Genomic DNA, 18,732 nt, shown 5'->3' with positions numbered 1-18,732 from the left:
ATGGGCGCCGGACACGCGCACAGGCTCTACCGGCACGGACACTCCCCCGTGCACGCCCTGCCGCCGCACACCAAGCTCGCCGCGGTGTTCTGCTTCGTGGTGGTCGTCGTCTCGACCCCGCGCGAGGCGATGTGGGCGTTCGCGCTGTACGCCGTACTCCTGGGCGTCGTCGCATACGTCGCGCGCGTGCCCGCCGCCTTCCTGCTCAAGCGGCTGCTGATCGAGGTGCCGTTCGTCGCGTTCGCGGTGCTCATGCCGTTCGTCGCGGAGGGCGAGCGGGTCGAGGTGCTGGGGATGTCCCTGAGCGTCAGCGGACTGTGGGGCGCCTGGAACGTCCTCGCCAAGGGCACCCTCGGCGTCGCCGCGTCCGTGCTGCTGGCGTCCACGACCGAGCTGCGCGAACTGCTCCTGGGACTCCAGCGGCTGAAACTGCCGCCGCTGCTCGTGCAGATCGCCTCCTTCATGATCCGGTACGGCGACGTCATCACGGACGAGATGCGGCGCATGCGGATCGCACGCGAGTCGCGCGGTTTCGAGGCCCGGGGCGTGAAGCACTGGGGGGTGCTCGCGAAGTCCGCGGGCGCCCTCTTCATCCGGTCCTACGAGCGCGGCGAGCGCGTACACCTCGCCATGGTGAGCCGGGGATACGCCGGTTCGATGCCGGTCATCGACGAGGTGACCGCGTCCCGGGCGCAGTGGACGTACGCGTTCGCGCTGCCGGGTGCGGCTCTGCTCGTGTGCCTGTTGGGATGGACGCTGTGAGTGGGTTGGACGCCGTGAGTGGGTTGGACACCGTGACTGGGTTGGACGCCGTGACCGCTTCTCTCGAGGTCTCCGGCCTCGCCTTCGCCTACCCCGACGGGCATCAGGCCCTGTTCGGCGTGGACTTCTCCATCGCGCGCGGGGAGCGGGTCGCGCTGCTCGGGCCGAACGGTGCCGGCAAGACGACCCTCGTGCTCCACCTCAACGGCATCCTGTCCGGCGGCACCGGCACCGTGCACGTCGCCGGGCTGCCCGTCGGCAAGCGGCACATGGCGGAGATCCGGCGCCGGGTCGGGATCGTCTTCCAGGACCCCGACGACCAGCTGTTCATGCCGACCGTGCGCGAGGACGTCGCGTTCGGACCGGCGGCCGCCGGCGTGAAGGGCGCGGAACTGGAAGCGCGCGTGGACCGTGCGCTGGCGCGCGTCGGCATGGCCGAGTTCAAGGACCGCCCGCCGCACCACCTCTCCTTCGGCCAGCGCCGCCGCGTCGCCGTCGCGACCGTGCTCGCCATGGAGCCGGAGATCCTCGTCCTGGACGAGCCGTCCTCCAACCTCGACCCCGCCTCCCGGCGCGAACTCGCCGACATCCTGCGCTCCCTGGACGTCACCGTCCTCATGGTCACGCACGACCTCCCGTACGCCCTGGAGCTGTGCCCGCGCTCCCTCATCCTCAGCGAGGGCGTCATCGCGGCCGACGGCAAGACGGCCGAGTTGCTCTCCGACGACGACCTGATGCGCGCCCACCGCCTGGAGCTGCCGTTCGGCTTCGACCCGCGTTCGGTGTCCGCCGGCTCGGACCGTCCGTGACAATGGGCGCGTGACGAACGAGGAGACGGCGGGCGAGGCCGGGGCGGTCGATGACGCCGGGGCGCTCGGCGGCGTGGGGGCGCGCGCCGAGGGGGCGCGCACGGCGCCCGACGGGTCGCTCCTGCTGGACGAGCAACTGTGTTTCGCGCTGTACGCCGCCCAGCGTGCCGTGACGGCCGCGTACCGCCCGCTGCTGGAGGAACTCGGTCTCACCTACCCGCAGTACCTGGTGCTGCTCGTGCTCTGGGAGCGCGGCGAGACGACGGTGAAGGAGCTGGCGGCGGCGCTGCGGCTCGACTACGGCACGGTGTCGCCGTTGCTCAAGCGGCTGGAGAGCGCGGGGGTGGTGCGCCGGGAGCGCGCGGCCCACGACGAGCGCTCGGTGCTCGTCGCGTGCACGGGGCGCGGAGAGGAACTGCGGGAGCGCGCGGCGCGCGTGCCCGGCGCACTCCTGTCCACGACGGGCCTCGACACCGCGGAGGTCGCGAGGTTGCGCGAGGAGTTGTGGGAGCTCGCGGAGAAGGCGCACGCGGCGGCCGAGCGCCGCCTCTGAGCTCCTGTTACCCGCGGTTGCCACCCCCTGCCAATTCAACACCCACCTACCGGCCAGTACCTTGTGCACGATGTTCTTGTGCGCACCTGTTCTGGGGGGAGCCAGCCATGACCGCCACAAATGAGGAAACCACCGTCGACACCCGCCCGACGAAGATCATGTACGTCGCCGAGGCCACCGCCCACGGCGGCCGGGACGGGTACGTCACCAGCCAGGACGGCCAGATCGCGCTGAAGGTCGCGATGCCTCCGGCACTGGGCGGCGACGGCAACGGCACCAACCCGGAGCAGCTGTTCGCGGCCGGCTTCAGCGCCTGCTTCCACAACGCGCTGGTGCTGGTGGGCCGCCGGGCCGGCTTCGACCTGACCGGTTCCACGGTCGCCGCGAAGGTCGGCATCGGCCCCAACGCACAGCGCGGCTACGGCCTCGCGGTCGCCCTCAGCGTCTCGCTCCCCGTGCTCGACCAGGGCGTCGCGAGCAAGCTGGTGGACGCCGCGCACGAGGTGTGTCCGTACTCCAACGCGACCCGCGGGAACATCGACGTGACGATCCTGCTTGGCTAGAGGGGAGACGAGCAGCGCGAACAGGAGTGCGGACGTGGACGTGAACGGCACGGTCGAAGCGGGCTTCGAGCCGGTCAGGGACGCGTTCGTCCGGAACTTCGAGCAACTCGGGGACCGGGGCGCGGCCGTCGCCGTCTACCGGGACGGACGCAAGGTCGTCGACCTGTGGGCCGGTACGAAGGACGTCGACGGCACCGAGCCGTGGCAGCGCGGCACCGCCCAGATCGTGCGCTCGGCGACCAAGGGCGTCGCCGCCGCCGTACCCCTGATGCTGGCCGAGAGCGGGCGGCTGGACCTGGACGCGCCGGTCGGCGAGTACTGGCCGGAGTTCAAGGCGCACGGCAAGGAGCGGGTGCTGGTCCGGCACGTGCTGAACCACCGGGCGGGCCTGCCCGTCCTCGACCACCCGATCACGCCCGCGCAGGCCCTGGACCCGGCACAAGGCCCGGCGGCCGTGGCCGCGCAGGCGCCCGTGTGGGAGCCCGGCACGGACCACGGGTACCACGCGTTGACGTACGGCTGGCTGCTGGACGAGCTGGTGCGGCGGGTGACGGGGCACGGCACGGGTGAGTGGATCGCCGAGCGGATCGCCGGGCCGCTCGGGGCGGACCTGTGGCTGGGGCTGCCGGAGGCGGAGGCGCACCGGGCCGGGCGCGTGGGCCGGGTCGACGCGCCGGAGGCCGCCGCCGCGCTGCGGATGCGCCCGAAGCGTTCGGTGACCGAGGCCTACGAGGACCCCGGCTCCCTCACCAACCGCGCCTTCGACGCGATCACCCCCTTCCCCGACCAGAACGACCCGGCCTACCGGGCGAGCGCCCTGCCCGCGACCAACGGGATCGCCACGGCCGACGGTCTGGCCCGTTTCTACGCGGCGACGATCGGCGCGGTGGACGGGGTGCGGCTGCTGTCACCGGACACGGTGGAGCGCGCCCGCGCGGAGGAGTCGGCGGGGCCGGACCGGGTGCTGGTGGTCAACACCCGTTTCGGCCTCGGCTACATGCTGCACGGCAGCGCGTCGCCGTTCCTCGGCCCGGGCTCCTTCGGCCACCCCGGCCGCGGCGGCTCCCTCGGCTTCGCCGACCCTGAGTCGGGCATCGCCTTCGGCTATGTGACCAACGGCCTGCGCAAGACGGTCACGGCGGATCCGCGGGCGCAGGCGCTGGTGCGGGCGGTTCGAGCGGCCGTATAGCCAGGCCGTGTCTCACACGACCTAGACGTGGATCGGGTGGGACGTCCGCCCGGATGCCGCGTCGATCTCGCCGTGCGCCTTGGTCAGCAACTGCATGGCGAGTTCGTTGAGCGCGCGGGCCCCGGCGATCTCCTCGCCGACCCGCGGCTGATTGGAGTCGGTGTGGTGGCGGCTGGCCTGGCCGTGGGCCCGTACCTCGCTGCCGTCGGGCAGCCGGACCATGGCCACCGCCCGGGTGTGCTCGTCGTCCTCCATGAACTCCATCTCGACGTGCCATCCCACAGTGGTGCGCATCATGTCGATCACCTCCGGAAGAACTCCTTCCAGAGTGCTACCGGAGGGGCGGCCGCGACCAGTCGTCCGGCGGACTACTCCCGAGCCGCCGCGTCCTACTCCGGCTCCGCGTACTCCTCGGGCCGCAATGCCGGCGCCGTCGCCTTGGCGCGGGCGGGGAGGCTCATCCCGGCCACCCGCGCGGCCAGCGACTCCCGGTACCCGCCGATCTGCCGCGCCAGCTCCCGCCGTTGCCGCCGCTGGTACCGGTAGGCGATCTCCAGCGTGCCGAGCGCGAGCAGCACCCCGATCAGGACGACCACCGCCAGCGTCACGTACCGCCGGACCGTCCCCTCCCCGGCGTCGGCGAAGGCCCGCCCCGACGCGACGGCCAGCGCGGCGATCAGCGCCAGCCACAGCGTGTAGAGGGCGAGCAGCCACGGGTGGTCCCGCCGCAGCCAGACCCCCCGCGTCCGTGCCGCCTCCCGCGCCACCCGCCGCACCGCCCCGGCGATGTCGTCCAGCTCCCAGCCGGCCTTCTCCCGCTGCTCGCGCGAGAGCGGGGCGGTCATCCGGTCGAGGCGGAGGTGGAGCCGGGCGACGGCGCGGCGCAGTTCGGCCCGGTTCACGCGGTCGGGCAGCCGGTGCGGCCAGCGGGCCCACAGGTCGTCGTCGCGCCGGCGCAGGCGGATGTCGGCGGCCGCGGCCCGGGCGACCGCGACGCCAAGCACCAGCAGCAGGACGAGGGCCCGCAGCATGCCCAGGTCACCGCGGAACGCGCCGTACACCCCGACCAGGACGAGGCCAATGCCGATGGGCCAGGTCCTGCGGAGGTAGGTGCGGTGCCGGACCGTGTGCAGCTCACGCTCCAGGTCGTCGACGGACCGCCGTACGACCCGCACCGCGGCGACCGCGATCAGCGGGGCGCACAGCAGGAGGCAGCACATCAGGGCGGCGGTCAGGGTGTACGGCAGGACGTCGGTGCCGACCCAGTCGTCGTCCTGGGGCAGCAGGGGCACGCCGACGAGCACCGTGCCGGCCACCACCCCGGTCAGCGCCGCGAGCCACCGCCCGCCCAGCCGCGCCCCGCGCTCCTCGGGAGGGTCGACGGGCCGCCAGTCCGGGCGGACGACGCCTTCCAGCGCGGCGATCACCACGGCGAGGTCGGCGCTCCAGTGCGCCGTGCGCAGCCGGGGCGCGTTGAGACCGGCGAGCGCCCGCAGCGAGTCGGGCAGTTCGGCGGCGGTGGGCATCTCGGCCCCGTCGAGCAGCACCGGCAGGACGAACTTCCCACCCGCCAGCGCCCATTCGATCTCCCGCCGAACCCAGTCCTCCGGATCATCCAACCGCCGCGCCCCGGACGGCTGCCGCGCCCCAGACGGCTGCGACGCCCCAGACGGCTGCGACGCCCCGGACAGGTGCGGCGCCCCGGACAGGTGCCGGTCGTCAGACGGAGGCCGCGCATCGGACAGATGCCGGTCGTCAGACGGAGGCCGCGCATCGGACAGATGCCGGTCGTCAGACGGAGGCCGCGCATCGGACAGGTCCCGGGCATCGGACAGCCGCCGCACCCCGGACGGATGCCGGGCGTCCGCCCACCCAGGGTGGAGCACCGCGATCAGCGCGTCGCAGTCGGTGACCCGTTCCGCCAGCGCGTCCGCGAACCGCTGACCCGGCAGCAGGGACGGCCGGTCCAGGAACACCTGCTCCCGGCCGAAGTGCCGCGCGAGCGCCGCGTCGAGATCGTCGACGACACCGGAGTGCCCGCCCCTGCGGTAGTTGATGAAGACGCCGCTCATGGGGGCTCAGACTAGCCAGTGAGCGCCCCGTCACCCGGCGTGCAACATGAGCCCGATCCCGGCCACCAGCAACCCGGCCGCCACGATCCGCGGCGCCCCGAACCGCTCCTTGAAGAACACCGCCCCGATGGCTGCGCCGACGATGATCGACGACTCCCGCAGCGCCGCGATCGGCGCCAGCTCGGCCTTGGTCTGCGCCCACAGCACGAGCCCGTACGCGGCGACGGACAGCGCGGCACCGAGCAGCCCGACCGCCGCGAACGGCCGCAGTTCCGCGAGCAGTTGCCCGCGCCAGCGGTAGAGCGCGTACGCCGGTACGCACACGCCCTCGAGGGCCATCAGCCAGGCGATGTACCCGAGCGACGACCCGGAGGCCCGCACCCCGAGCCCGTCGACGACGGTGTACGCGGCGATGGACAGCCCCGTCGCCAGCGCGGCCCCGATCGCCGCCCAGTCGGGCCGGCGCCCCCGCAGCCCCCACAGCGCGACGCCGGTCAGTCCGGCGCAGGACACCCCGATCCCGGCGGCGGCCCACCCGTCCGGCACCTCGTGGGCGAAGACGGCGGCGAGGACGGTGACCACCAGCGGCGCGCTGCCCCGGGCGATCGGGTACGCCTGCCCGAAGTCCCCCAGCCGGAAGGACTTCATCAGCAGCACGTAGTACACGACGTGGATCACGGCGGAGGCGAGGAGATACGGCCACGCCCCCGCCGCCGGTATCGCCACGAACGGCACCATGACCAGCCCGATCAGGGTCCCGCCGCCCGCGATCAGGGTGAACCCGACGAGCTTGTCCGTGATCTTGTGTGCGATGGCGTTCCAGCTGGCGTGCGTGACCGCGGCGAGCAGCACCGCCGCGGTGACGACCGGCGTCACGGGGTGCGCTCGCGCACGTCCACGAGAGCGGCACCGGCGTGCGCGACGAGGTCCTCGGGCGCGATGGGGAACACGGCGTGCGGATTGCCGGCCGCGGCCCACACGAGGTCGTGCTCCAGCAGCGACCGGTCGGCCAGCACGCGCGTCCGCGTACGGTGCCCGAAGGGCGGCACGCCCCCGATGGCGTACCCGGTGGTCTCCCGTACGACGTCCGCCTTGGCCCGCGTCACCTTCTCGACGCCGAGTTCCCCCCGCACCAGCTCGACGTCGACCCGGGAGGCCCCGTCCATCAGCACCAGCACCGGCACCCCGTCGGCCGCGAAGATCAGCGACTTGCAGATCTGGCTGAGCTCGCAGCCGATCGCCGCGGCGGCCTCGGCGGCGGTCCGGGTGGCCTCCGGGAAGCGGCGGACACGGCGGTGGAGGTCGTCGAGCCCCTTGGCGCGCAGGGCCTCGGCGAACAGGGGGTGGGCGCCGGAATCCGCGGTGCCCGCTGGGCTGTCGGTCGTCGTCATGCACCGCACGCTAGCGGTGCGTGTATGGCGCAGGCGACCGGTTAAGCCGGGCACTGAAACGTCACGCGAATCAAGCCGGGCACTGACTCGGATCAGCCGCACGGAAAGGTCACTCGAACGTGACGTCCTTCGTCTCCGTCACCGCCGCCCGCCGCCCCGGCGCCGACTGGTACCGCCAGTACAGGTTCGTGTGGGCGATGACCTGCTCCGGCGGCGGGGCGCCCCACTTGCTGTGGTCGTCCGTGGTGTGGGCGTCGCCGACGAGTGTGACGTCGTAGCCGCGGACGAACGCGCCGTGGATGGTGGAGCGGATGCAGGCGTCGGTCGACGCCCCGGTCACCACGAGATGACCTGCCTCGGCCGCCGCGAGGACGTCCTCCAGCTCGGTCTCCTCGAAGGAGTCGCCGAAGTTCTTGTGGATGAGCGCCTCGGTGTCCCGGCGTATCAGCTCCGGCGCGTACTCCCAGGCGTCGCTGCCCTTCACCAGGTCCTCGTCGGAGTGCTGGACCCAGACCACCGGGACGCCCTCCTCGCGGGCCCGGTCGACGAGCGCGGCGATGTTGGCGACGACGGCGTCACGCTCGTGGGCCTCGGCCACGACGCCTTTCTGGACGTCGATCACGAGCAGGGCCGTGCGGGATCGTGCGGCAAGTGTGGTCATGCCCGCCACGTTAGACCCGCCCACTGACAACCGCCCCGGCCTCGGCCGCAGCCGACGCCTCCGCCGCCTCTTGCTTCTTGCGCCGCCCGGAGACCAGCCCGCCCGCCGCCCCCAGCGACACCAGCCCCATCATCACCGCGCCGATGATCCCCTTCACCCCGTCCATCGTGACGTACATCGCGGCGGCCGCACCGGCGTTGAACAGGAACAGGAACCACAGCGTGCCGGGCCGCGACAGGAACGCCTTGATCCGCGGCTTCTTCGCGATGCGGGAACCGGCGATCAGCGCGACCACCGTGCCGACGACCGTGGCGACGTCCTTGCGCGTGCCGTCGAGGACGACGCCCGCGCCGGCGCTGGCGGCGAGCCCACCGGCGAACAGGGACCACAGCAGCAGGTCGGCGACGAACTTCCTGAGGGCGGCGAGGGGAGAGTGCATGGTTCTGGCCTTTCGGAACGGGGTTCGGGATCTGTCATCCACCCTCCCGTCCCGGGCCCGGCGCCACGAGGGAGCCAACTGCCGGAGCCGGGGTGCAGCTCGCTACACCCCGGCTCCTGTCACCACCCGTGCGTCAGACCCGTACCAGCTCCCGGTCCTCGTCCGAGTCCGTGTCCTTCGGGGCGTCGTGGGCCGCCAGGCCCTCGCCCTCGACGTCCACGTTCGGCAGGGCGCGGTCCAGCCACTTCGGCAGCCACCAGGCCTTCTTGCCGAGCAGGGCGAGCACCGCCGGGACGATCGCCATACGGACGACGAACGCGTCGAAGAAGACCGCGATCGCGAGGCCGAAGCCGATCATCTTGATCATCGACTCGCTGGAGCTGATGAAGCCGCCGAAGACGGCCATCATGATCACCGCGGCGGCGACCACGACCCGGGCGCTGTGCCTGAACCCGGTCACCACGGCCTGGCTCGGGGACTCGCCGTGGACGTACGCCTCCCGCATCCGGGTCACGAGGAACACCTCGTAGTCCATCGCGAGGCCGAAGACCACGCCGACCATGAAGATCGGCATCATCGACATGATCGGGCCGGTCTCCTCGACGCCGATCAGACCGCTCAGCCAGCCCCACTGGAAGACCGCGACGACGGCGCCGAGCGCGGCGAGGACGGAGAGCAGGAAGCCGAGGGCCGCCTTCAGCGGGACCAGGATCGAGCGGAAGACGACGATCAGCAGCAGGAAGGCCAGGCCGACGACCAGCGCCAGGTACGGGATCAGCGCGTCGGTGAGCTTCTGCGAGAAGTCGATGTTCATGGCCGTGGTGCCGGTGACCAGGACATCGGTGTCGGTGCCGGCCTTGACGTCCGCTCCGGCGTCCCGGATGGCGTGGACCAGGTCCTCGGTCTGGGTCGAGGAGGGCTTGGAGTCGGGGATCACGGTGATGGTGAAGGTGTCCCCGGCCTTGTTGAACGTCGCGGGCGTCACCGTCACGACGTCGTCGAGGCCCTTGATCCGGTCCGTCACCTCGGTGGCGGCGGCCTGCGGGTCGGCGCTGTCCTTGGCGTCGCCTACGACCATCAGCGGGCCGTTGAAGCCGGGGCCGAAGCCCTCGGAGAGCAGGTCGTAGGCGCGGCGCTGGGTGGTGGACGTCGGCTGCGAGCCGTCGTCGGGCAGGCCCAGTTCCAGGGAGGTGGCGGGCAGCGCGATCGTGCCCAGGCCGACGACGCCGAGCAGGAGCACGACGGCCGGACGGCGGATGACGAAGCTGGCCCAGCGGGTGCCGAGGTTCGGCTTCTCGGCCGCCTTGTCCGACGCGGCGGACTTCTTGCGCTTCTCGCCCGCCGGCCGGATCTTCCTGCCCGCGTACCCGAGCAGCGCCGGGATCATGGTCAGCGCGATGAGGACGGCGATCACTACGGTGCCCGCCGCCGCGAGGCCCATCTTGCTCAGCATCGGCACACCGACCACCGACAGTCCGGCCAGCGCGATGACGACCGTGAGGCCGGCGAAGACCACCGCCGAGCCCGCCGTACCGGTGGCCCGGCCGGCCGCCTCCTCGCGGTCCCGGCCCTCGGCCAGCTCGGCGCGGTAGCGGGAGACGATGAACAGGGCGTAGTCGATGCCGACGGCGAGGCCGATCATCAGCGCGAGCGTGGAGGTGGTGTCGCCGAGGTCGAGCGCGTTGGCGAGGGCGGTGATGGTGGAGACGCCGATCCCGACGCCGATGATGGCGGTGAGCAGCGGCAGCCCGGCCGCGACCAGCGAGCCCAGGGTGATGACCAGCACGACCGCGGCGATGGCGAGACCGATGACCTCGCCGATCGCGCCCGGCTCCGCGCCGGCCTGCAGCGCGTCACCGCCGACCTCGACCGTCAGCCCCGAGTCCCGGGCTTGGTCCCCGGCCGCCTCCAGGGCGTCCCGGGTGGAGTCCTTGAGCTCCATGGACGGGGCGTCGTACGTCACCGAGATGTAGGCGACCGTGCCGTCCTTGCTGACGGCGTTGGTCTTGTAGGGGTCGGTGACGGAGACGACCTCGGAGCCGTCGCCCAGCTCCGTGACGGTCTTGGCGACGGTCGCCTTGTTGGCGGCGTCGGTCATCTTCTCGCCCTCGGGCGCCTTGAAGACCAGGCGCCCGGTGGCGCCGTCGGCGCTGGCCCCGGGGAAGCGCTGTTCCAGCAGGTCGAAGGCCTTCTGCGCCTCGGTGCCGGGGATCGAGAAGGACGAGGAGCCCGCGGCGGGGGCGCTGGCCGCGCCGACGCCGGCGAGCGTCAGCAGGGCGACCCAGAGCAGGGCGACGAAATGCCGTCGCCGGAAGGCGAGCCGGCCGAGTTTGTACAGGAAAGTGGCCACGTGGGCGTACTCCCGGTCAGGTCGTGGGGTGTTCAGGGACAGGGGTGATCAGCCCGGTGGGTGGCAGGGGTGATCGTCCCGACGACATTGAGCGGGTACGTCAGGTGAGGGTCGTGCTGGGGAAGAACGTCAGACGTTCTGGTTGCCGAGGGCGGGGAGGACCACGGCGTCGATGTACGACAGCAGGAACGCCTGCGTCGGCGGCTGCTCGTCGATCATCGAGCGGGCGGCGAAGCCGCCGATCATCATGTGCATCACGTAGTCGATCGCGGGGTTGTCCGGGCGGACCTCGCCGCGGTCGATCGCGCGTTGCACGACGGTACGGAACTCCGCCATCTCCGGCGCGATGAGGTACTCCTTGAACGCTTGGAGCAGGTCCGGATTGCCGTGGATCGCCATGGCCAGGCCCCGCATGAGCGCGGAGTTCTGCTCCATCGTGCAGTCGTCCGAGCGCAGCGTGAGGGCGTGCAGGTCGCCCTTGAGCGACCCGGTGTCGATCTCGGCGAGGCCGGCTCCGCCGGGCTTGGTGTGCCGTACGGCCTTGGCGACGAGCTCGGCCTTGCCGCCCCACTGGCGGTAGAGCGTGGCCTTGCTGGACCGGGTGCGGGCGGCCACGGCGTCCATGGTGAGGGCGTCGTAGCCGACCTCGCGGAGCAGATCGAGCACGGCCTCGTACAGCTCGGCCTCGCGCTCGGGCGTGATCCGACTGCGACGCGCCGTCGCGACCTCAGTCATGCTTCTCACCCTTTCCCACTCCGGCGTCCCGCGCCGAACGACACGGTTTCGTACGTGAGTACATGACGAATGTAGCGCACCCGCTAGCGAAACGAAACTGTTTCGTTCGTGTTGTGGGTCACCCGGGTCCGGTTTTTCACAAGTTGCTCCGGCTCATCCCCCGGAAAAGCATGAAGAGGTGAGCTATCTGCGCCTGCCGCATCTGAGCGGTGACCTGTTGTGCTTCGTGGCCGAGGACGACCTTTGGCTGGCCCCCCTGGACGGGACGGACCGCGCCTGGCGGCTCACCGTCGACCGTACCAAGGTGGGCCACCCGCGCTTCTCCCCCGACGGCCGCCACATCGCGTACACGAGCTGGCGCAGCCTGGTCCCCGAGATCCATCTGGTGGACGTGGCGGGCGGTCAGGGCAGACAGCTCACCTACTGGGGATCGCCGGACACGCAGGTCTGCGGATGGACGCCGGAAGGCCAGATCCTCGCCGTCGCCTCCCACGGCGAGCCCTTCTCCTACTTCACCTGGGCCTACAAGGTCCGCACCGACGGCGACCCCGGCCGCAAGCTCCCCTGGGGCCCGGTCTCCGACATCCAGGTCGCGGACCTCGAGGGCGACCGCAGGACCCTGCTGCTCACCGGCACCCCGCCGCACGAACCGGCCGCCTGGAAGCGCTACCGGGGCGGCGCCACCGGCCGCCTGTGGCTGCACGGCCACCGCCTCCTGGAGGACCTCGACGGCCACCTCCACTCCCCCATGTTCGTCGGCGGCCGGATCGCCTTCCTCTCCGACCACGAGGGCGTCGGCAACCTCTACTCGTGCGCGTACGACGGCTCCGGCCTGCGCCGCCACACCGACCACGACGCCTTCTACGCCCGGCACGCGTCGAGCGACGGCACCCGGGTGGTGTACCAGTGCGCGGGCGACCTGTGGATCGTCGACGACCTGTCCCCGGCCGCGGCGCCCCGCAGGCTCGACGTCCGGCTGAGCGGCCCGCGCGCGGGACGCCGTACGTACCAGGTGCCGGCCGCCCAGCACGTGGACGGCGTCTCGGTCGACGAGACGGGCCGCGCGAGCGCCGTCGTCGTCCGCGGCAGCCTGTACTGGCTGACCCACCGCGACGGTCCGGCCCGTACGATCACCGACACCCCGGGCGTACGGGTCCGGCTCCCGGAGATGCTCGGCTCGGTCGGCCAGGTCGCGTACGTCACCGACGCGGAGGGCGAGGACGCCATCGAGGTCGCCTATCTGCCGCGCGCGACCGGCGACCGCGAGCCCCGCCGGCTCGCCTCCGGCGAACTGGGCCGCGTCCTGGAACTGGTCTCCGACCCGCAGGGCGAACGCCTGGCCATCGCCTCCCACGACGGCCGGCTGCTGCTGATCACTGTGTCCGATGATGCGGCTGCCGCCGCGGGGACGGAGGACTCCAACGGCGAGGTCACCGAGCTGATCCGCTCGATCAACGGCCCGGTACGGGACCTGTCGTTCTCCCCGGACGGTTCCTGGCTGACCTGGTCGCATCCGGGCATCGGCCGCTCCCTGCGGCAGATCAAGATGGCCCGTATTTCCCCGACGGGAGGAGCGGCCCGGTTGATCATCGACGTCACCAACGGCCGCTTCGAGGACGAGAACCCGGTCTTCACCCGGGACGGCCGCTACCTCGCCTTCCTCTCCTGGCGCGGCTTCGACCCGGTGTACGACGTCCACACCGGCGACCTCTCCTTCCCGCTGGGCTGCCGCCCGTACCTGGTCCCGCTGTCCTCGGCCACCCCCTCCCCCTTCGCGCTGAACCCGGAGGGACGCCCGGCGGCGGGCGGCCTGGACCCGGCGGAGGACGAACCGGGCGACGGCACCACCGTCACGGTGGAGGTCGAGGGCCTGGAGAGCCGGGTGACCCCGTTCCCGGTCAGCGCCTCCAAGTACTCGGCGCTGTACCCGGTGGCGGGCGGCGGGCTCGTCTGGCTGCGCTGGCCGATCTCGGGCGCCCTCGGCGAGACCTTCGCCAACCCGGACGACACCAGTGGCCGCCCGACCCTGGAGTACTTCAACATCGCCAAGGCGAAGAAGTCCGAACTCGTCGACGACCTCGACTGGTTCGCGGTCAGCGGCGACGGCTCGCGGCTGGTGATCGTCGACGAGGGCGACCTGCGCGCGGTGCCCGCCACCGAGTCCGGCGACAGCGACTCCACGGTGTGGATCGACGCCCGCCGCATCCTGCACGAGGCCGATCCCGGCGCCGAGTGGCGTCAGGCGTACGAGGAGGCGGGCCGGCTGATCCGCGCCTACTTCTGGGACCCGGGGATGTGCGGCATCGACTGGGACGCGGTCCTCGACCAGTACCGCCCGCTGGTCGAACGGGTGGCCACGCCGGACGAGTTCGCGGACCTGCTCCGCGAGGTCCTCGGCGAACTGGGCACGTCCCACGCCTATGTCACCGCCGCCCGCCGCAACGAGGGCCCGCCCCACTACCAGCGCCGCCAGGGCCTCCTGGGCGCCAACTTCGTACGCCGGGACGCCGGTTGGACGGTCAAGCGCATCCTTCCCGGCGACTCCTCCGACTCCAAGGCCCGCTCCCCGCTGGCCGGCACCGGCATCCGCGAGGGCGCGGTCCTCACCCACGTCGACGGCCGCCCGGTCGACCCGGTGGCAGGCCCGTACCCCCTCCTCGCCGGGGCGGGCGGCACAACGGTGGAACTGACGTTCACCCCGGCGGAGGGCGAGGGCCGCGCGCGCCGCGTGGCGGTCGTCCCCCTGCTCGACGAACGCCCCCTGCGCTACCAGGACTGGGTGGCCAAACGCCGAGAGGTCGTACGGGAGTTGAGCGGCGGCCGCTGCGGCTACCTCCACATCCCCGACATGGGCGGCTCCGGCTGGGCCCAGTTCAACCGGGACCTGCGCATGGAAGTCTCGAGGCCGGCACTGATCGTCGACGTGCGCGGCAACGCGGGCGGCCACATCAGCGAACTGGTCGTGGAGAAGCTGACCCGCACGATCCTCGGCTGGGACCTCACGAGAAACGCCCAGCCGGTGTCGTACGCCTCAAATGCCCCGAGGGGCCCGGTGGTCGCCCTCGCGGACGAGGCGACCTCCTCCGACGGCGACATGATCACGGCCGCCTTCAAACTGCTGAAGCTGGGCCCGGTGGTCGGCCAGCGCACCTGGGGCGGAGTCGTCGGCATGACCGGCCGCCACCAACTCGGCGACGGCACGATCATCACGGTGCCGATGAACGCGGGCTGGTTCGACGCGTACGGCTGGAGCGTGGAGAACCGAGGAGTGACCCCGGACCTGGAGATCCTGCGCACCCCACTGGACTGGGCGGAGGGCCGCCACGCCCAACTGGACGACGCGGTGAAGTTGGCGGTGGACCTGCTGAGCACCAACCCACCTGCGACACCCCCGGATTACAGCAACGTACCGGACAGGTCGAGGCCGAAATTGCCGCCAAGATCTTGAGCAAATTCGCCGGAAGTTCTGAACTGGGGGCGCGGGCAGCTCCCTAAGGGGCGCGGGGCTGTATTGATTTGCGGCTCCGCCGCGTGGGCGCGACAAGCCCCCACCGGCCCGCACCCGAAACACAAGCATGAGGCGCCCCAGAAAACCCAGGGCGCCTCACACCAACCGTCAGCGACTACGCGTCGTAGTCCTGGTCGAAACGGTCCTGCTCCTCCTGCTGGAGCCGCTCCGTCTCCTCGTCCCGCTGCTTACCACGCTGCTGCTGGCCGCGCTGCGCCTGCTCCTTGGCCTGCTGAGCGCGCTGCTTGGCCTGCTCCTGCCACTGTTCCGACTTGTCCTGGAACTGGTCCTTCATACCCATGTGGGTTCACTCCCGAAGTGGGTGGGGGAAGAGCCCCGAGCCGGGGCCTCGACCAGATTCACACGCCCGGACACAGTGCGCATTTCGATCAGTCACGCCGCGTAGCGCGCGCCTCCTCATCGGCCGCCCCACCTGCACCGACGAGTCCCGACCGCATGCCCTCCAACCGGTCACCGAACCGCCGCATCTCCCGTACCCCGACCGTCCCGATGAGCCCCGGCAGGTACCCGCGCACGCCCTGCATGCCGCGCAGCCACCACTGCCCGTACACATGGCTGGACCGCCGCTCGATCCCGGCGACGATCCGGTCCACGGCCGGCCCCAGCGGATACGTCTTGTTGGACGGCCACGGCAGCCGCTGCCGCAGCTCCCGCATGACCTCGTCCTGGTCGGCGCCGCGCACCATGTCCGTGTCGGTCCAGGACAGATACCCGACGCCCACGCGCACGCCCTTGTAGCCGACCTCGGCCCGCAGACTGTGCGCGTACGCCTCCACACCGGACTTGGACGCACAGTACGCGGTCATCATCGGCGCGGGCGTGATGGCGGCCAGCGAGGCGATCTGGAGCAGATACCCCCGGCTCTCCATGAGCACCGGCAGGAAGGCGCGGGCGGTGACCGCCGACCCGATCAGGTTGACCTCGATGACCCGCCGCCACGCCTCCGGATCGGAGTCCACGAACGGCCCCCCGGTCGCCACACCTGCGTTGGCGACGACGATGTCGACCTTCCCGAACCGCTCCTTGACCTCCCGCGCGACCCGCGCCATCGCCTCGTGGTCGGTGACGTCGGCGTACCAGTGGTCGCTGTCGCTGTGCAGCCGCTCGGAGACCTGCTTGAGCGCGTCCGGCTCCAGGCCGACCAGCGCCACCTTCACCCCCCGCGCCGACAGCTTCCGCGCGAGCAGCTCGCCGACACCGCGCGCGGCGCCCGTGACGACGGCGACCTGTCCTTCGAGACCGACCCTGCTCATGCGCCCTCCTTGAGCGTCGCGTACGTCGTCACGAGGTCCCGGATCGTCCCGGTGACCAGCTCGGGAGCCTCCACGGGCGTCATGTGCCCGAGTCCCGGCAGTTCGGTGAGCCCCACGCAGTGCGGCAGCGCCGCCACCAGCGCCCGCGCGTGCACCGGCGGCGTCAGCCGGTCGGCGGTCCCGACGACGACGGCCGTCGGCACGTCGAGGGAGCGCACGCCGTGGTCGAGGTCGAGCAGATCGAGCACCTGCGACCAGGCGTACCGCACCTTGCGCGGGCACGCGTGCACGATCCGCGCGCACGCCTCCACCATGTGCGGGGCCGAACCCGGCCCCATCGTCCCGTACTTGAGGATTCGCCGGGCGAGCGGAGTGACCGGCCCGAGCGGCGCTCGCGAGCCGAGAACGCGCTGGGTCAGCCAGGTCCGCAGCCGCCCGGGCCGCAGGGGTACGACGGTCGACTCGGCGACCAGCCGCGACGACCCGGTGCTGCACAGCAGGACGGCGGCGGCATGCTCGCGGAAGGTCTTTCGGCCGGCGGCCGCCATCACCGTCATCCCGCCCATGGAGTGCCCGGCGATCACCGCCTTCTCCCCCGGCGCGAGGCTCGCCTCCAGTACGGCTTCCAGGTCGTCGGCGAGCGCCTCCACGCTGCACGCCGGGCTCGCCGGACTGCGTCCGTGGCCGCGCTGGTCGTAGGCGATGACCCGGTGGTCGACGGCGAGGTCCCGTATCTGCGCCGCCCAGAAGGCGGTCGAGCAGGTCCAGCCGTGGGCGAGGACGACGGCGGGGGCACCCTCGGGCCCGTGGACCTCGACGTGCAGGCGGGCCCCGTCGGCGGAGACGGCGGTCAGCTCACGGGTGGGGACGGGCGGGGCGTACGGCCCGGACACGACGGACATCAGCCGGCTCACGCGGACACCTCTTCCTTGCTCACCTTCGTGCGGATCACCTCGTACTCCGTGATGTCCACGCGTCGCGTCGCCCGCCGGAACTCGCTCGTCGTCCCCGGCCAGATGGTGGTGTTGCGGCCGTTCTCGTCGAGGTACCAGCTGGTGCAGCCGCCGGTGTTCCACACCGTGCGCATCATCCGCTCCTGCACCCGCCGGTTCCAGGCGCCGACCGCGCTCGGCCGGGCGTCGAGGGCGGCGCGTCCGCCGAGGACGTCCAACTGCCGTACGAAGTCGGCCATGTAGTTCAGCTGGGACTCGATCATCAGGATCATCGAGGAGTTCCCGAGGCCGGTGTTGGGCCCGATGATGGTCATCCAGTTCGGGAACCCGGCGGCGGACGCGCCGCGCAGGGCCTCCATGCCGCCCTTCCACACCTCGGCGAGGGTCCTGCCCTCCGCGCCCACGACCCGCTCGGCGATGGGCATGTCGGTGACGTGGAAGCCCGTACCGAAGACGATGACGTCCGCCTCGGCCTCGGTGCCGTCGGCGGCGACGAGGGTGGAGCCGCTTACGGCCTGCAACCCGCTGGCGACGACGTCGACGTTGGGCCGGGCGAGCGCCGGGTAGTACTCGCTGCTCAGCAGGATGCGCTTGCAGCCGATGCGGTAGTCGGGGGTCAACTTGGCGCGCAGGGCCGGGTCCTTGATCGCCCGCCCCATGTTCCGCTTGGCCAACTGCTCGACGAACCCGAGCTGGTCGGGATGCTTGGTGAACGCCGAGACCTGCAACTCCCGGATGCCCCACAGCAGTCCGCGCCGGGCCTGCCCGGTGAACGGCAGCGCCCGGTGCAGGGCCCGCTCGGCGCCGGTGATGGCCCGGTCGACGCGGGGCATCACCCAGGGCGGGGTGCGCTGGAAGAGGGTGAGCCGGCCGACCTGCGGCTGGATGGCGGGCACGATCTGGATCGCGGAGGCCCCGGTGCCCACCACGGCGACGCGCTTGCCGCGCAGGTCGTGGTCGTGGTCCCAGCGGGCGGAGTGGAAGACCTTGCCGGGGAACGAGTCGAGCCCCGGGATGTCGGGGATCTTGGGGTCGGACAGCGGCCCGGTGGCGGAGACGACGACGTCGGCCGAGAGCCGCCGCCCCCCGCTGATCTCGATGTCCCAGCACAGCCGCTCGGCATTCCAGCTCATCCGCATCACCTCGGAGTCGAAGCGGAGGTGCGGCCGGAGATGGAAGACGTCGGCGACGTGCTCCAGATAGGCCCGGATGTGCTCCTGCCCGGAGAAGGTGCGCGGCCAGTCGGGATTGGGCGCGAAGGAGAAGGAGTACAGGTGGGAGGGCACGTCACAGGCGCACCCGGGATAGCTGTTGTCCCGCCAGGTGCCGCCCACGCTGCCGGCCCGCTCCAGCACGACGAAGTCGGTGACACCCTCCCGCCGCAGCCGTACGGCGGCCCCGAGCCCCCCGAACCCGGACCCGATCACCGCCACCCGCACATGCTCGTGCACGTCCTCGTGCTCGCTCATCCCG

18 protein-coding genes are annotated in these 18,732 nt (G+C 71.9%); 6 read left to right on the top strand and 12 right to left on the bottom strand.

The genetic code is table 11. The features are described from left to right. From cbiQ to IQ210_RS23490, 5 genes are all read left to right on the top strand, one after another. Complete coding sequence (cbiQ, locus tag IQ210_RS23510) at positions 1–762, top strand: cobalt ECF transporter T component CbiQ (protein ID WP_194081063.1); 762 nt, start codon at positions 1–3, stop codon at positions 760–762. Beyond that, positions 750–1,571, top strand: coding sequence for an energy-coupling factor ABC transporter ATP-binding protein (locus tag IQ210_RS23505; RefSeq protein WP_407699717.1), 822 nt, complete (start codon positions 750–752; stop codon positions 1,569–1,571). The genes cbiQ and IQ210_RS23505 overlap by 13 nt, the downstream gene beginning before the upstream one ends. Positions 1,572–1,644: 73 nt before the next feature. Further along, positions 1,645–2,124: a MarR family winged helix-turn-helix transcriptional regulator gene (locus IQ210_RS23500; RefSeq protein WP_194081222.1), complete on the top strand. Its 480-nt coding sequence runs from the start codon at positions 1,645–1,647 to the stop codon at positions 2,122–2,124. A 107-nt stretch (positions 2,125–2,231) separates the two neighbouring features. Next, positions 2,232–2,687: an organic hydroperoxide resistance protein gene (locus IQ210_RS23495; RefSeq protein ID WP_194081061.1), complete on the top strand. Its 456-nt coding sequence runs from the start codon at positions 2,232–2,234 to the stop codon at positions 2,685–2,687. Between the two features lie 34 nt (positions 2,688–2,721). Next, positions 2,722–3,876, top strand: a complete 1,155-nt coding sequence (locus tag IQ210_RS23490; RefSeq protein ID WP_194081060.1) for a serine hydrolase domain-containing protein — start codon at positions 2,722–2,724, stop codon at positions 3,874–3,876. A 21-nt stretch (positions 3,877–3,897) separates the two neighbouring features. Here the strand turns inward: IQ210_RS23490 and IQ210_RS23485 are convergent, their stop codons facing one another. From IQ210_RS23485 to IQ210_RS23450, 8 genes are all read right to left on the bottom strand, one after another. Beyond that, positions 3,898–4,173 (bottom strand): DUF1876 domain-containing protein, encoded by a 276-nt coding sequence (locus IQ210_RS23485; RefSeq protein WP_194081059.1) that lies wholly within the window; start codon positions 4,171–4,173, stop codon positions 3,898–3,900. A 92-nt stretch (positions 4,174–4,265) separates the two neighbouring features. Next, positions 4,266–5,948 (bottom strand): TIR domain-containing protein, encoded by a 1,683-nt coding sequence (locus tag IQ210_RS23480; protein WP_194081058.1) that lies wholly within the window; start codon positions 5,946–5,948, stop codon positions 4,266–4,268. Positions 5,949–5,978: 30 nt separating this feature from the next. Continuing rightward, the gene (locus IQ210_RS23475) at positions 5,979–6,824 is read right to left on the bottom strand and encodes an EamA family transporter (RefSeq protein WP_194081057.1); all 846 of its coding nucleotides are present in this window, start codon (positions 6,822–6,824) and stop codon (positions 5,979–5,981) included. Further along, the gene (locus IQ210_RS23470) at positions 6,821–7,339 is read right to left on the bottom strand and encodes a YbaK/EbsC family protein (RefSeq protein WP_194081056.1); all 519 of its coding nucleotides are present in this window, start codon (positions 7,337–7,339) and stop codon (positions 6,821–6,823) included. The genes IQ210_RS23475 and IQ210_RS23470 overlap by 4 nt, the downstream gene beginning before the upstream one ends. 109 nt (positions 7,340–7,448) lie before the next feature. Further along, positions 7,449–8,000, bottom strand: coding sequence for an isochorismatase family protein (locus IQ210_RS23465; RefSeq protein WP_194081055.1), 552 nt, complete (start codon positions 7,998–8,000; stop codon positions 7,449–7,451). 10 nt (positions 8,001–8,010) lie between these two features. Then, the gene (locus IQ210_RS23460; protein WP_194081054.1) at positions 8,011–8,439 is read right to left on the bottom strand and encodes a hypothetical protein; all 429 of its coding nucleotides are present in this window, start codon (positions 8,437–8,439) and stop codon (positions 8,011–8,013) included. Positions 8,440–8,572: 133 nt separating this feature from the next. Continuing rightward, positions 8,573–10,789 carry an MMPL family transporter gene (locus IQ210_RS23455; RefSeq protein ID WP_194081053.1) on the bottom strand — a complete coding sequence of 739 codons (2,217 nt, stop codon included), beginning with the start codon at positions 10,787–10,789 and terminating at the stop codon, positions 8,573–8,575. Between the two features lie 129 nt (positions 10,790–10,918). Then, entirely contained in the window at positions 10,919–11,524 is a 606-nt protein-coding gene (locus IQ210_RS23450) for a TetR/AcrR family transcriptional regulator (RefSeq protein ID WP_194081052.1), read from the bottom strand. 178 nt (positions 11,525–11,702) lie between these two features. Here IQ210_RS23450 and IQ210_RS23445 point away from each other — a divergent pair, with 178 nt between their 5' ends. Next, positions 11,703–14,972, top strand: coding sequence for a S41 family peptidase (locus tag IQ210_RS23445; protein WP_194081051.1), 3,270 nt, complete (start codon positions 11,703–11,705; stop codon positions 14,970–14,972). A 175-nt stretch (positions 14,973–15,147) separates the two neighbouring features. Here IQ210_RS23445 and IQ210_RS23440 read toward each other — a convergent pair whose 3' ends face one another. The 4 genes from IQ210_RS23440 to IQ210_RS23425 form a co-directional block, all read right to left on the bottom strand. Next, the gene (locus tag IQ210_RS23440) at positions 15,148–15,333 is read right to left on the bottom strand and encodes a hypothetical protein (protein ID WP_194081050.1); all 186 of its coding nucleotides are present in this window, start codon (positions 15,331–15,333) and stop codon (positions 15,148–15,150) included. 88 nt (positions 15,334–15,421) lie between these two features. After that, positions 15,422–16,306, bottom strand: coding sequence for an SDR family oxidoreductase (locus tag IQ210_RS23435; protein WP_194081049.1), 885 nt, complete (start codon positions 16,304–16,306; stop codon positions 15,422–15,424). Further along, positions 16,303–17,220, bottom strand: a complete 918-nt coding sequence (locus tag IQ210_RS23430) for an alpha/beta fold hydrolase (protein ID WP_194081048.1) — start codon at positions 17,218–17,220, stop codon at positions 16,303–16,305. The genes IQ210_RS23435 and IQ210_RS23430 overlap by 4 nt, the downstream gene beginning before the upstream one ends. Next, the gene (locus IQ210_RS23425) at positions 17,217–18,728 is read right to left on the bottom strand and encodes a flavin-containing monooxygenase (RefSeq protein ID WP_194081047.1); all 1,512 of its coding nucleotides are present in this window, start codon (positions 18,726–18,728) and stop codon (positions 17,217–17,219) included. The genes IQ210_RS23430 and IQ210_RS23425 overlap by 4 nt, the downstream gene beginning before the upstream one ends. Positions 18,729–18,732 lie beyond the last annotated feature (4 nt).

Source organism: Streptomyces justiciae (genome assembly GCF_015163075.1).
GTDB lineage: Bacteria > Actinomycetota > Actinomycetes > Streptomycetales > Streptomycetaceae > Streptomyces > Streptomyces justiciae.
Note: the sequence above shows the minus strand (reverse complement) of the source record. Positions and strands in the feature narration are given on the sequence as shown.